We start from the raw sequence: 12,991 nt of genomic DNA, 5'->3' as shown, positions 1-12,991 counted from the left end.
GAACTCTTTATGCTTCGAGAAGCGAAACACGCTCACGACTTGCAGCGCTCGAGCAAGCCGCGCTCTTCCAGCACCTGATACAACGTCGAGCCCATCTCAGACGGGGTGGGAGCCACTCGGATGCCGCACGCCTTCATCTTCTCGATCTTGGACTGCGCCGTGCCGGAACCACCGGACACAATCGCCCCCGCATGACCCATCCGCCTTCCCGGAGGGGCTGTGGCACCCGCGATAAAGCCAACGACGGGCTTTTTCATGTTGGCCTTAATCCACTCTGCCGCTTCTTCTTCCGCCGATCCACCGATCTCGCCGATCATGATCACGGCTTCGGTATCCGGGTCGTCGTTGAACATCTTCAGCACGTCGACAAAGTTTGTCCCGTTGACCGGATCGCCGCCGATCCCGACGGCCGTCGACTGGCCGAGCCCGAGCTGCGTCAACTGGTACACGGCTTCGTAGGTCAGCGTTCCCGAGCGAGACACGACGCCGATTTTTCCAGGCGTGTGAATGTATCCAGGCATGATGCCGATCTTGCACTCGTTCGGCGTGATCACGCCAGGACAGTTCGGGCCAATGAGCCGCGTCTTCTTGCCCTCCATGTACCGCTTGACCTTCACCATATCAAGAATCGGAATACCTTCCGTGATGCACACGACAAGTTCGATTCCGGCCGCAACGGCCTCCATGATGGCGTCCGCGGCGAATGCAGGCGGAACGTAAATGACCGACGCATTTGCGCCCGTCTCGCGCACGGCCTCCTCAACCGTGTTGAAGACCGGCAATCCCTCGACCTTTGTGCCGCCCTTCCCTGGGGAGGTGCCACCCACGACCTTCGTGCCGTAGGCAAGCGCCTGCTGCGTGTGAAACAGACCGGCAGATCCCGTGATGCCCTGGGTAATGACGCGCGTTTCCTTGTTCACCAGAATGCTCATCGCGAGTGTCCCTCCTCAGACCAGCGCCACGATCTTTTGGGCAGCGTCAGCGAGCGAATCAGCCGCCACCAACTTCAGACCCGATTCGTTCAAGATTTTCTTTCCGGCTTCGACGTTCGTGCCCTCGAGGCGCACCACGAGCGGCTTGTCCAGGCCGACCTGCTTGGCCGCTGCGACCACGCCGTTTGCGATCACGTCGCACTTCATGATGCCGCCGAAGATGTTGACGAGGATACCTTTCACTTTAGGATCCGACAGGATGATTTTGAACGCCGCCGTCACTTTCTCTTCGCTGGCGCCTCCACCGACGTCCAGGAAGTTCGCAGGCTCTCCGCCGTAATACTTGATGGTGTCCATCGTGGCCATGGCCAGGCCCGCACCATTCACCATGCATCCAATGTTGCCGTCCAGCGCGATGTAACTCAAACCGTATTTCGAGGCTTCGATTTCCTTCGGATCTTCTTCGTCCTCGTCGCGCAGGCTGACGATCTCGGGATGCCGGTACAAAGCATTGTCGTCGAAGTTGAGCTTCGCATCCAGGGCGATGATGTCGCCTTCCGCTGTCAGTACCAGCGGATTGATCTCCGCGATGGAGCAATCCTTCGCGACGTACGCGTTGTAAAGCGCCATCATGAATTGAGCGGCCTTTTTCACCGCATCCTGAGGCAGCTCAAGCTTGTACGCGAGGTTGTTCGCCTGGAACGGCGTGAGCCCCGTCAGTGGATCAATGGTCTCACGGAAAATCTTTTCCGGGTGTTTTGCAGCTACCTCTTCGATCTCGACGCCGCCCTCCTGGGAGGCCATCATCACCAAGCGTCCCTGGGATCGGTCAAGAACGAGGCCTATGTAGTACTCCTTCTGGATATTCGTGAGCTCTTCGATGAGCAGTCGCCGTACAATTCGGCCCTGCGGTCCCGTTTGGTGCGTGACGAGCCGCTTGCCGAGAAGCTCGCGGGCGTTCGCCTCGACCTCCTCCAGGGACTTCGAGACTTTGACGCCACCCGCCTTGCCGCGCCCGCCTGCATGAATTTGAGCCTTTACTACAGCCTTGCCACCAAGTTCTTTTGCCGCTTCCACAGCCTCTTCAACCGTGAAAGCCACTTTGCCGCGCGGGACTTTGACGCCGAATTCAGCCAGAATGGCCTTCGCTTGATACTCGTGGATGTTCACGATGTCCGTCCTCCTTTGTCCCCCTACGGATACGGCGCACAAAAAAACCGGACAAACGTTGCCATGGCGTCTGCCGACCTTGTGCCATCTATCAGGATAGAACTTCGCGGCACGTTTGACAACGTCTTGACCGGTTGAGACGATGAAAACGCATACAGGAAACCTTGACAAATTGTTGACATCGTATCTACAGCGCGCTGTGGAGCAAACTGCACAGGTACGAAAACGCAAACACCCCGACGAGCGCACCGAGCAGGCGCATCGCAGCTCGATCCCGCAACACGTGGAGGATCACGCCGATGGCCAGCGCGAGCGTGTCCGCGAACAGGCTGGCGACGAGCGCATGTTCCTTCCACGTGACCGGCGTCAGCCCCAGAACCGCCAAGACCAGGGACGCCACCGCCAACAAAATCGCGCCCCCTCGTAGGACGATGTAATCGTCCCCCGCAGCGCGCAGACCTCGGTGAAGCCGGCGATGGCGCCGCCTTTGATACGCGCGAAGGTCGATCACTTGGCCGCGCCGCCCCTCCGCATCCCCTCTCGCGATCCGTTTCCTCGGGTTCTCCATGACGGCTCCCTCCTGAAACTCGCCATACCTGGACGATGCGAACGAGATTCTTCCCTACATTATGGCTCATGCACCGAGAAATTGCTATACGTAGGTTGTGAAAAGTTCCGAAAGCGAGGCGAATTCACGTGTTGGGATATGCGTTCGGCGCCATCCGCCACGGAGCCGACGTTCAAATCGTCCGAGTCCAAGCCGATGTGGGGCCAGGCTTTCCCCGCTTCACTATCGTGGGCCTTCCCGACTCCTCTGTCAGTGAAGCAAAAGCCCGAATCCGTTCCGCGTTCCATCACGCTGGGCTCCCTTTCCCAAAGGGCAGGATCACCGTCAATTTACAGCCCGCCAGCCTGAAAAAGCAAGGCTCCTGGCTCGATCTCGCCATCGCCGTCGCGATTCTCCGCGCATCGGCATCGCCGTCCATACCTCACGATTCCACGGTCTTCGTCGCCGAACTCTCGCTCGACGGCGGACTCGTGCCTCAATCGGGCCTCAGCGCCATCGGACTGCGCATGCGCGACGAAGGACTCTCTTCCCTTTGCGTGAGCACCGACCAACGTCTTCCATGGCCGTTTGACAACATGTTTCACATGATGCGGGCTGCGGACCTCGCCGATGTCGTGACGCAACTTCGACAGTCCCAGGTCCACGCTGTAAGATCTCCCGCGCGCAACGTCACGCTCCCCGAAACCACCCGCTTCGTACCCCCACTCAACGGACATCCCGTGGAACTGAGATTGCTCGCCATCTGCGCGGCCGGTCGGCACACGCTCCTCATGGTCGGATCGCCAGGCGTGGGAAAGACGACGCTGGCGGACGCTTTTGCCCATCTACTTCCCGACCTCACAGAGGACGAAGCACTTGAAGTCGCAGCGTGGCAGGAGATTGCGAATCCTGACTACGCATTCACCCTGCGGCCGCCAGTGCGAAGACCTCACCATGCCATCTCGGCGAGGGGATTGCTGGGAGGAGGCCGATGGGGAACACCAGGGGAAGTCACGTTGGCACACCGTGGTGTTCTCCTGTTGGATGAGATGCTGGAGTTCTCGCACGCCTCGTTGAATGCGCTGAGAGAACCCATGGACAGGGGTGCCATCGAATGTACGGTCAACGGCAAGCCTACCCTGTTTCCGGCTTCGTTTCAGCTTATCGCGACCGCCAACCCTTGCCCGTGCGGATATCGCGGATATGGAGACTGCTCGTGTCATGATCTGGACGTTCGAAGGTACTGGACGCGCTGTCCCGGCCCGATTCTTGACCGCATCGATATCGTGCACCACGTGAACCGCGACACAGGTCGCGAGCAAGGCGGCGCGTCGCTCGACGCCTGGGTCGAGAGGGTCCGCGAAGCCACAGCGCTTCTCGCGAGCTCCTCGGGCAGAACATCCACCCTCTCGGACGACGCGCATCGAGTCTTGCGGCGCGCGTGCGATCGGCTCCGCGCGTCCGAGCGAGATCGGGAGAAAATCGCGGCGCTCGCGACCACCATCGCCGCACTCGAAGGGCGAGACGAAGTCCTGGCTCCTCACGTGGAAGAGGCCATCGTCTGGCGTCGTCCAGGATCTCTGTCTCCCGTGCGAAATGCGATCACGTAAACGGAACCCAGGCATAGGCAGCGATGTTTGACGCAAGTTATATCCACCGAGGTGATTTATGCGGAAGGGAGGGACGGCATGTGTCGCGCCGAATGGGGTCAGCCCTGATCGGTTTGCTCGCTGCATCCTCGTTCGTAACCTATGGCACGCCTATCGTGCACGCAACCCCGTCAGGGCAGGCGAAGGTCGTCTATCTGACCTTCGATGACGGCCCAAGTCAACGATATACGCCCAAACTCCTGGACATCCTGCGCAACCAACACATTTCCGCGACGTTTTTCGTGGTGGGATATCGGTGCGAGCAGTTCCCAGATATCGTTCGTCGAATTCAACGGGAAGGCCACGAGATTGGGAACCACGGTTTTTCCCATCTTGACCCCAAAAAGCACGCGCTGGAAGAGTTCATCCTCGATATCCGGAAGACCGACACGGCCGTGGTGAAGGCCTGCGGAACGAAGCCCCTGTACTACAGGCCCCCGTATGGCTCCATCGACGCAAGCGAGATCGACTGTGTGCACAAACTCGGCCACCCCATTGCGCTGTGGACCGTCGACTCGATGGACTGGAAGGCCAAATCGGCGAATGCGATTGTCAGCCAAGTCGAACGCCACGCGCAGCCCGGCTCCATCATCTTGTTTCACGACGGGATCAGCTCGAGCCGATATACCATCGAGGCGATGCCACGCATCATTCGCGACTTTCGCCGCGATGGATACACATTCAAGACGCTCCCCATCCGCGATTCACTGCGGATAGAGGCGTTCGTGCCGAAAACCGACGACGACGCCATCCTTCCACGTGATACCCACGACGTCCAGCGCAAACACCGACCATCGGTCGGCACGCGCTGCATAGGCCGTCAGAGCCGCGACTAATTTTGGAATTTGCGCTGGGCGCAGCGCGTATATTGGATCGCCGTCGATGGGTGACGTGCGGGTCTTGACCTCGACAGCCACGAGCTCGTCTTCGTTTTCCGCAATGAGGTCCAACTCGCCGAAGCGAGTTCTCCAATTTTTCTCGATCACGCGCCAGCCCAGGCAACGCTCGAGGTACTGGCCCACAAACGACTCCCCAAGGGTTCCAAGTTCGCGCCGATTCACCCGCATGTGGAGTTCACGCTCTGCGGAAACGATAAATGTAGGCCAAGATTTCGGCGACCGCCTGATACAACTCGGGCGGAATGACTTGATCGACTTCCAGTGCGAACAGTGCATCAACCAGTTCCGTCTGCTCCACCACGGGGACGCGGTGTCCCTCGGCCGTACGCACGATAGCTTTTGCAACCTCTTCCGCGCCCTTCGCGACCACACGAGGTGCCAGATCCTTTTGGGCGTCGTATCGGAGCGCCACTGCTCGTTCAGCGCGTTGCATCGGGACCATCTCCTTCGTGATCGACGGTCCAGGACGTGAGCTCCCAGCCACAAGCCTGAAGCGAAGGAGCGACAGCCTGTCGTGCAGCCCGCAGGTATGCGACAAACGGCGCATCCTGCGAACAGGTGATGTGGACGTGCAGGGCTGGCCTCTGCGCCGTGAGTACGCAAATCAAAGGATGGCCGTCCAACTCGAGGTCGAGGCGCAGCCGGTGCACCAGCTTTCCCCGGGGCCCCATGCGCGTCCGCCGTTCAGCGCGCCAGCGAACGGCCACGGGATGGTCGCGGCGCGCGGGTTCTTGAATCACGAACAAACCCGCGCCGCGCCGATCAAAGGGATGGGGAGCGACCGACGCGAGAAGGCGGTCCAGCATCACCCACTGCATGAGGCGCTTCTGCTCTGCAGGCCCGAGACCTTGATGGATCCATTCGCGCCCCATCGAACCGAATGAGACCAGCGGAGACGAGGGATTCTCACGCAATCGAAGGGTCGAATGGCCGTCGGTCGACTGAGCGAGCTCTCGCATGACTGACCACAGATGCCTCACGGACGCGGCGAGGATCCCCGCATTCCGGACTTCCACATCGTGCGGTGGCTGCTGCACAGGAAATGCGGCCTCCTGTGACATTGCGCCATCTGTGGGCATCGTGAAGACGGGCTCGGCGACGTTGAAAGCCGTCTGCGCCGCGGCCGGATCGCGCTCTTCGCGCCACGAGCTTTCTTCGTTTGACGCCACGGTCGGCGTGGCTTCGGGCGATGATCCATCGGTGCGAGGTGACGTGAACTCCTCCGACATCCCCTGCGCGCTGACCTGAAGCAGCGTGTTCAACAACGCAGTCCTCCATCCTCGCTCGCTCGCCCATAGGACGTCATCGCGCAGGATCTCGTACGGCACGAGGTCCGAGGCGTCAAGCGGGAATTCCGACGCCTGTTCGCCCGTCGCTTGTGAAGGGGGCTCTGCACCCGCCGGGCGACGTGCACTGCGATCCGTACGGTCCGCGCCAGCTGGAGGGGCGCGATCGACACCGCGCGCAGCGGGTTCGATGTCGGCCGGAGGAATGCGATGGATGCTAGGATCCATAGCTCATCTGCTCCTTCTCGCCCACGCACGCGCGCACGGGGGCGAACGAAAGTCGATGTACCACCGAGGGCCCAAGGCGCCGCAGCGCTTCCAAATGAGCGCGCGTGCCGTACCCCACGTGCTCTGAAAAACCGTATCCCGGAAAACCCTCATCCAGCTTCGCCATGAGCCGATCGCGGAAAACCTTGGCGATCACGGACGCCGCAGCGACGAGCAACGATCGCGCGTCTCCGTCCACCACCGGCAACACGGGGACGCGATGCCGAAACCCGCGGTTCCCGTCCACCAGCGCCAGATCGACGGGAATGTCCAGGGCATCGAGTGACCGCTTCATGGCAAGCTGGGTCGCCTGCAGGATGTTCAACCGGTCGATTTCTTCAGGGCTCGCCATCCCGATGCCGACGGCGAGAGCCTTCGCTCGAATGCGATCCGCCAGGCGCTCCCGCACGTCCGGCTTCAGTTGCTTGGAATCCATGACATCTTTCAATTCCTCATACGTCTCCCGTTCCAACGGAAGAACGACACTCGCCGCGACAACTGGACCGGCAATGCACCCCCGACCGACCTCGTCGACGCCGGCCGTTCGACAACCACCGCTAAGCGCCAGATCCAGTCGATAACGCCTCATCCACCCGTCCATCTCACGCCTCCTTGGCGTTAGTCTACATCGTCTCGAATCGGCCCGCCATCGCGGATAGAAGAATCGATGCGCTCACAAACGAGGTCAATCTTCAGGCCACTCGAGCGACACGGGCCCAAGCCGACCTTCCTGGAAGTCGCGGATCACCATCTTCGCGACGCGTTCCTCGTCGACGGCTCCCCCAGCGACAAGTGCTCCGCGCGCCCGGCCAATGTGTTCAAACCACGGCTGGACGGCTGGCCAAACGTCCTGGAGGTTCGTCCACTCGATGGGCGTCTCCACGCGGAGACCGTACCGCTTGGCCAATGCGTCTGGATACCGCCCGCTCAGATAGGCGAGCACATAGGCGCACACTTCGTAAGCCTCAAAGATTTCTTCCTTGACGGCTCCACTCGCCGCTAGTTTCAGCCCCTGCTCGTCATTCGCGAGCTTTGGCGCGAGAACCCCCGGCGTGTCGAGCAACTCGGTGCGCCCGACGCGAATCCACTGCAAGGAACGCGTCACACCCGGCCGATCCCCCGTCTTGGCTACGGCACGTCCCGCAAGCTGATTGACGAACGTAGACTTCCCCACGTTCGGAATTCCACAGATCATCCCGCGCGTGACCGCCCTCTCGATCCCGCGCGCGCGGGCCCGATTCATCTTGGCCTCCACAAATTCATCGAGTGCACGCCTGAATTCGCGCAGGCCTTGTCCTGTTCTGGCGTTGACGGGAATGGCGATCACGCCTTCACGTTGAAACCGTTCGACCCACTGTTCGGTGCAATGGGGATCCGCGAGATCCACCCGCGTCAGGACCATGAGCCTAGGCTTGTTTCGCGCGAGTTCGTCGAGAACGGGGCTTCGGCTAGACACGGGCAGCCGCGCGTCGGCCAACTCCACAACGACGTCAATGCCGCGGAGTTCCTCTGCCATCAGCCGCTTGGCTTTCGCCATGTGCCCTGGAAACCACTGAATAGGCAATCTTCTATCACCTTCCATTTCTCTGAAGCACGAAAAAAGCGCAGGTCTCTTCCTGCGCTTTCTGGCGTCTTACCGTCGAACTTCTGCGATCCGCGCCGCCTTGCCGGACAGCCCGCGAAGATAATGCAGCTTGGCTCGACGCACCTTGCCTCGGCGGACCACTTCAATCTTGTCCACCTTTGGTGAATGCAGCGGAAACGTCCGTTCGACTCCGACTCCGTAGGAAACCTTGCGGACCGTGTAGGTTTCGCTGATGCCGCTCCCGCGGCGCCGAATCACCACGCCTTCGAAGACCTGAATGCGCTCACGCCCGCCTTCACGGACTTTGACGTGAACCCGCACCGTATCTCCTGGGCGGAAATCCGGAATGTCCTTGCGGAGTTGGTCTTCCACCACTGAACGTAGCAAGTTCATGGTAGACCTCCCTTCCCAGCCAGTGTTCGTGTCTCGATGGACAGAGGACCACTGTGATTACCCGCACCATTATAGCTCACGAAATCGACGAACGCCAGGCTTTTTTCATGAGCGGCATCAACGCGTCGCGATTGTCCCGCACCCATGAAAATCGGGCGCCCTGAGGCGCCCGACGAAGCGTTCTCAAACCCCAACTCGCCTTTTCAGTTTGCGCGTGCCCTTGGATGTCCCACGCTCTGCTCCGCGCTCCATGCGCTTTAGCGCGTGCTGGATTTCCAAGTCGCGCGCATACTGCGTCAACTCCGGCTTCATGACCATTTCGATCAGCTCCTTGACTGAAAGATTGCCTCTCAGCTAAGTTCCGACTTGGAACGCCTGACCTTCCTACAACGCTTACGGAGTTAGCTGACGGGTTCGGGTGTAGGAGCCCCTACGCAGCCAAGCGCTGCGATTCACCCCAAAAACCTTGGGTCCTCCGCTTCCAATACGGAACTCAGCGATGGGTCATGACGCCAGTATACCATGTCGTGAAAGCTCACGCAATCATTGGACACCCTGTTCCAGCTGTTGAACCAGCGAAACGGGGATCTGGACTTTCGCCAATTGCGCGTTGTCGATGTCTTGGAAGATGGTGGTTGTCTGCATGATGAGTGATCCGACCGAATCCACGACACCGACGGACTGCGTTTGGATCTGACGAATATATCCAGACGTTTCACCCACGTAAAACACATACGCGACCTCGCTCGCATGACTCGACAACTCCGTCGCCGAAGCACCGGGCGCGCCACCTAAGAACGCGGGAAGCGAAACAATGCCATTGGGGACGACCACGCGGTAGACGTCGCAATACTCGTCCACCACGTAGGTCCGGTTCATCTTCTCGAGTGGCAGATGGTGCGCCATCGCGTACTCCACGACGTCACGGTAGCCCGCGTATGCGTTGAGATTCGAAACAGGTTGCGCAGGAGACCAGATCGTCCCATCCTGCTGATAAGCAACCTGACCCTGTTGATAGAAGGCGATGTTGAAATTGTTTTCGTGCACCTGAATGCTCGCCATGTTCGGTTGCTGAAGGGTCCCATATACCGTGAAACTCGTGTGCAGATTCCCATTTTGGATGTTGACCGCCGTCTGCATCTTGTACATGGCGGCGGTCTCGCTCTTGTCAAGAGCCTTCAACAGCGGAGACCACGGCGCGTGATGGCTCACCACCTGCGTCGCCGTGCCGGACGCGATGGATACAGACTGAACGCCAGGCGTGCACCCCGTGGAGAGGAGCCCCGCGCATATCGCAAGCGCAAGCACTGTCTGCCGGACCGACTTCATCGCGATCCCTCCTCTCCCTCTCGACGAGGACGGTACAGCCATCCGCCCACAATGATCGCTGCCAGTACGGCACAAGCTGCGGGCAAGACCGGAACGTTCGACGGAGAGATGATCAGGTAGTCGCCGGTTCCGTAAATGTCCAGAGCCAGCACCTCGTTCGGCACACCTGCCAAGTGCAACGGAGTCACGTTGACCACGTTCGTCCGAAACACCCGCCAGATCCGCACCAATTGACCGGTGCCGTCGGCATTTGGCACAAAGCGATACGCCGAAAAGTAGCGAACCGGCGAGTTGCGGACGTAGGAGGGATCGTTGGTCAAAATTTCGGGATACGGCCTGACCCCCGTCAGCACGGTCTCAAACCTGAACGACTGACTTGGGGCTGTGTAGACGCGTTTCCAAGTGCCCTGCGGGCTCACGGTCAGAATGTACGCCGGGCTCGCGTTCACAAACACGGCATCCCGCCCGCCTGGGACCAGAGGTCCAATGCGAATGTCGTTCGGCACAGGATTGTCGGCGGAACCTTGGTAGCTCGCCACGACCTTCCCGAGATTCACGTCGTACACGTGTAACGAGTTATCTCCGACGAGCAGAATCTGATCGTCCCTGGTGCTCGTAAAATGCCCCTCACCGACGACGCTCTCCGCCTGCATGGTGACGGCCGATCCTCGGCCTGCGCCAAGGCCCATCAGACGGTCGTTGGAAATGTACACCCCCGCTCGATCCGGCTTCACCCCGAGCTCCGCGAGACAGTCGTCCCAGTTCGCAATCTCCTTCGCGCTCGCCTGGTTCGCGATGGCCTGAAAGCTCGCAGGGTAGGCCGCAGGGGCGAGGGCGGTCTCCACCGCCTGCTGGTCTGTCAAAAACGGGGTCAGGTACTCATACACGCGGCCGTTGTCGACATACCAATTCGCGAGTTCATACGGAAAAAACGCGCGGACGAGATCGAGCGGATTGACGCGAGCCAAATCCTGCGGTGTTGGGATCACCTTCTTCAAGCGGCCTCCGACCGATTTCAACTCGACAATCTCGTACTCCCCTTGGGCCGTCTGCAGCACGTTGTAGAGCGCATCCGGCGAATCCGTGGCCGAGATCGCGCGTTGCTCCAACTCCTGCCGCGTCGGAATGTGGCTGTCGATGGTGATGATGGCCTGTCCACCTGTGACCGGGATGACGGCGAAGGGCGCCTCGGGTGAGTTCTGAACCCGCAGGTTGACTTGAGCATCCTGCAAGACTCTGAAGTGCGTGAGAAACGCCCAATCATTGAGCGGAAGAAACACCTGCGCGATCACGACGCTCAATCCTCCCAGGAGCGACGCGGCAGGTCTGACGCGACCGACGAGGATGGCCAGGAGCCACAACAAGATGAGCATCGCGATGGCGACCAGCGCCTGCTTGAGCTTGCTCGCAAACGCGAGCGTGCTGTACCCTTCGGCCGCCATGAGCACGAACAGCGTGTAGATCAACCATCGCCTGCGAATGGGCCGCTTGAGCGACGTCATCCACAGCAAGATGATCGCGATGGCGGCCAGCACGCCGTAGAGCGCGAGATCGTCGACCAAGGGGCGCAGAATCCACACATAGACGGCGTTTGCGAACAACGCCCAAAACACGTACCAGATCCACAAACCGACGGTCTTCCACGACTTAGCCATGGTTCTCCTCCTGACCATCGAAGGTGCGGCTCCACAAGAGCAGCAACCCGACCATGAGGAAGTAATTCAGGCAGTTGGCCGGATACTCAAACACGTTTTCCACCACATTGTGCACCAAGAGCGCGATCACGCCGATCAGTCCGCCCAAGGCAATGGGGCGATGGGCGCCGACGGCGCGGCGCACCACCTTCTGCACCACTTCCACCACAATGCGCACATGCAGAGCAAAGAAGAGCACGAGTCCGACGAGACCCGACTCCCCCAACACCTTGGCGTAGTAATTGTCCGAGTAGATGGACAGTCCCTTGTCCGAAGCCACCGCGCCGCCGTAACGCCCGAGTCCGGCTCCGAACAACGGACTTCCAGCGAGCTGGTCGAACGCCTGCTGCCATCGGACCAATCTCCCGCCCTGGGACGACTTGATGTAATAGACCTGGGAAAACAGGTCCATGACGCGGTGATGAATGGGGGGTAGGAAGAAGCCAATGACCCCCAACACGACCACCACGGCAAGCAAACGGCGTTCAAACGCGAGGGCCACCAGGACCACACCGACGCCAAGCCCCAGCCAGGCGCCCCGCGTGTATGTAAGGAGAAGCGCGACCAGGCAGAAGAAGCCTCCTGCGAGGAAGATCATTTTTCGAACCCGATCCTTTTCTGCAAAGCCCATGCCGATGATGAGGGGTGCCATCATCTCCATGTAGGCGCCTAGCTCGTTCGGCGATTTGAGGACAGAGAACACCCTCGTGCGCACATGTTCCCCGACATCCACCCAACCGGGCGGGATGGGCACCGCGAGCACATATTGAAGCACGCCGTCCAGGCCGATGAGCATGGCCAGCGCGGTCGCGACGTACAGAAAGTACGGCGCGTCTTCGGGTTCGACGACGAACGGAAGCACAAGGCCAAACAGCATGTCGTACATGTCGGCCCTGAATCCGTCGAACGACGTGCCTGGGCTGCCGAGTCCCATGAACAGCAGGGCGATCAGGTACGTGATATACCACCCGGCATATTTGGACCAGGCAAAGACTTGGGGACGATGCCCGCGCATCACGCGATTCAGCGCGACGAGCGCGAGGATGGCGAGCACGACCTTGTCCCAAATCGATCCAAGCGGATGCACGAATTGTCGAAGCGTGTAGTCGACCATCGGAAAGGCGACCAACAGCGTCACACATCCCTTGGCTAAGCGCCTGCCCACGAGCCGTGACTGCGCGGGATCTGCGCGGTACACCGTATCCGCTGTTCCAAGAAAACGATTTTGCATGTGGCCCAC

The 12,991-nt window shown here is 60.2% G+C and carries 13 protein-coding genes, 1 pseudogene and 1 riboswitch; of the genes and pseudogenes, 2 read left to right on the top strand and 12 right to left on the bottom strand.

Annotation, left to right across the window (positions count from 1 at the left end; translation table 11 throughout):
- Nucleotides 1-32: 32 nt before the first annotated feature.
- From sucD to AACI_RS06815, 3 genes are all read right to left on the bottom strand, one after another.
- On the bottom strand, nucleotides 33-932 hold the full coding sequence (gene sucD / locus AACI_RS06825; protein ID WP_012810730.1) for a succinate--CoA ligase subunit alpha: 900 nt from the start codon (nucleotides 930-932) through the stop codon (nucleotides 33-35).
- Between the two features lie 15 nt (nucleotides 933-947).
- On the bottom strand, nucleotides 948-2,102 hold the full coding sequence (gene sucC, locus AACI_RS06820; RefSeq protein ID WP_008336470.1) for an ADP-forming succinate--CoA ligase subunit beta: 1,155 nt from the start codon (nucleotides 2,100-2,102) through the stop codon (nucleotides 948-950).
- A gap of 187 nt (nucleotides 2,103-2,289) precedes the next feature.
- On the bottom strand, nucleotides 2,290-2,670 hold the full coding sequence (locus AACI_RS06815) for a hypothetical protein (protein ID WP_012810729.1): 381 nt from the start codon (nucleotides 2,668-2,670) through the stop codon (nucleotides 2,290-2,292).
- Between the two features lie 128 nt (nucleotides 2,671-2,798).
- Between AACI_RS06815 and AACI_RS06810 the strand changes: the two genes are divergently transcribed.
- Entirely contained in the window at nucleotides 2,799-4,259 is a 1,461-nt protein-coding gene (locus tag AACI_RS06810) for an ATP-binding protein (RefSeq protein ID WP_012810728.1), read from the top strand.
- A gap of 23 nt (nucleotides 4,260-4,282) precedes the next feature.
- A pseudogene (locus AACI_RS16935) lies at nucleotides 4,283-4,729 on the top strand (polysaccharide deacetylase family protein); the annotation flags it as partial.
- Nucleotides 4,730-5,002: 273 nt separating this feature from the next.
- Here AACI_RS16935 and AACI_RS16930 read toward each other — a convergent pair.
- From AACI_RS16930 to AACI_RS06765, 9 genes are all read right to left on the bottom strand, one after another.
- On the bottom strand, nucleotides 5,003-5,359 hold the full coding sequence (locus tag AACI_RS16930; protein WP_245530742.1) for a YraN family protein: 357 nt from the start codon (nucleotides 5,357-5,359) through the stop codon (nucleotides 5,003-5,005).
- 13 nt (nucleotides 5,360-5,372) lie between these two features.
- The gene (locus AACI_RS06800) at nucleotides 5,373-5,630 is read right to left on the bottom strand and encodes an EscU/YscU/HrcU family type III secretion system export apparatus switch protein (protein ID WP_012810725.1); all 258 of its coding nucleotides are present in this window, start codon (nucleotides 5,628-5,630) and stop codon (nucleotides 5,373-5,375) included.
- Nucleotides 5,617-6,711 carry a hypothetical protein gene (locus AACI_RS06795; protein WP_012810724.1) on the bottom strand — a complete coding sequence of 365 codons (1,095 nt, stop codon included), beginning with the start codon at nucleotides 6,709-6,711 and terminating at the stop codon, nucleotides 5,617-5,619. The genes AACI_RS06800 and AACI_RS06795 overlap by 14 nt, the downstream gene beginning before the upstream one ends.
- On the bottom strand, nucleotides 6,701-7,351 hold the full coding sequence (locus tag AACI_RS06790; RefSeq protein WP_012810723.1) for a ribonuclease HII: 651 nt from the start codon (nucleotides 7,349-7,351) through the stop codon (nucleotides 6,701-6,703). The genes AACI_RS06795 and AACI_RS06790 overlap by 11 nt, the downstream gene beginning before the upstream one ends.
- A gap of 84 nt (nucleotides 7,352-7,435) precedes the next feature.
- The gene (gene ylqF / locus AACI_RS06785; protein ID WP_049763306.1) at nucleotides 7,436-8,332 is read right to left on the bottom strand and encodes a ribosome biogenesis GTPase YlqF; all 897 of its coding nucleotides are present in this window, start codon (nucleotides 8,330-8,332) and stop codon (nucleotides 7,436-7,438) included.
- 51 nt (nucleotides 8,333-8,383) lie between these two features.
- Nucleotides 8,384-8,728, bottom strand: coding sequence for a 50S ribosomal protein L19 (gene rplS / locus AACI_RS06780; RefSeq protein ID WP_008336457.1), 345 nt, complete (start codon nucleotides 8,726-8,728; stop codon nucleotides 8,384-8,386).
- Between the two features lie 375 nt (nucleotides 8,729-9,103).
- A riboswitch (cyclic di-AMP (ydaO/yuaA leader) is annotated at nucleotides 9,104-9,237 on the bottom strand.
- Nucleotides 9,238-9,271: 34 nt separating this feature from the next.
- Entirely contained in the window at nucleotides 9,272-10,057 is a 786-nt protein-coding gene (locus tag AACI_RS06775; RefSeq protein ID WP_012810720.1) for a hypothetical protein, read from the bottom strand.
- Complete coding sequence (locus AACI_RS06770) at nucleotides 10,054-11,712, bottom strand: hypothetical protein (protein ID WP_012810719.1); 1,659 nt, start codon at nucleotides 11,710-11,712, stop codon at nucleotides 10,054-10,056. Before AACI_RS06770 ends, AACI_RS06775 begins: the two co-directional genes overlap by 4 nt.
- A complete protein-coding gene (locus tag AACI_RS06765) occupies nucleotides 11,705-12,982 on the bottom strand; it encodes an O-antigen ligase family protein (protein ID WP_012810718.1) in 1,278 nt (425 codons plus the stop codon). Before AACI_RS06765 ends, AACI_RS06770 begins: the two co-directional genes overlap by 8 nt.
- Between the last annotated feature and the right edge of the window lie 9 nt (nucleotides 12,983-12,991).

It is taken from the genome of Alicyclobacillus acidocaldarius subsp. acidocaldarius DSM 446 (genome assembly GCF_000024285.1).
GTDB classification, from domain to species: Bacteria; Bacillota; Bacilli; order Alicyclobacillales; family Alicyclobacillaceae; genus Alicyclobacillus; species Alicyclobacillus acidocaldarius.
Note: the sequence above shows the minus strand (reverse complement) of the source record. Positions and strands in the feature narration are given on the sequence as shown.

Bases quoted from the DNA above. Each gene is read 5' to 3' on its own strand.
- rplS (WP_008336457.1), bottom strand. From the start codon at position 8,728: ATGAACTTGCTACGTTCAGTGGTGGAAGACCAACTCCGCAAGGACATT.
- AACI_RS06800 (WP_012810725.1), bottom strand. From the start codon at position 5,630: ATGCAACGCGCTGAACGAGCAGTGGCGCTCCGATACGACGCCCAAAAG.
- AACI_RS06775 (WP_012810720.1), bottom strand. From the start codon at position 10,057: ATGAAGTCGGTCCGGCAGACAGTGCTTGCGCTTGCGATATGCGCGGGG.
- AACI_RS06795 (WP_012810724.1), bottom strand. From the start codon at position 6,711: ATGGATCCTAGCATCCATCGCATTCCTCCGGCCGACATCGAACCCGCT.
- AACI_RS06770 (WP_012810719.1), bottom strand. From the start codon at position 11,712: ATGGCTAAGTCGTGGAAGACCGTCGGTTTGTGGATCTGGTACGTGTTT.
- sucD (WP_012810730.1), bottom strand. From the start codon at position 932: ATGAGCATTCTGGTGAACAAGGAAACGCGCGTCATTACCCAGGGCATC.
- AACI_RS06815 (WP_012810729.1), bottom strand. From the start codon at position 2,670: ATGGAGAACCCGAGGAAACGGATCGCGAGAGGGGATGCGGAGGGGCGG.
- AACI_RS06790 (WP_012810723.1), bottom strand. From the start codon at position 7,351: ATGGACGGGTGGATGAGGCGTTATCGACTGGATCTGGCGCTTAGCGGT.
- AACI_RS06765 (WP_012810718.1), bottom strand. From the start codon at position 12,982: ATGCAAAATCGTTTTCTTGGAACAGCGGATACGGTGTACCGCGCAGAT.
- ylqF (WP_049763306.1), bottom strand. From the start codon at position 8,332: ATGGAAGGTGATAGAAGATTGCCTATTCAGTGGTTTCCAGGGCACATG.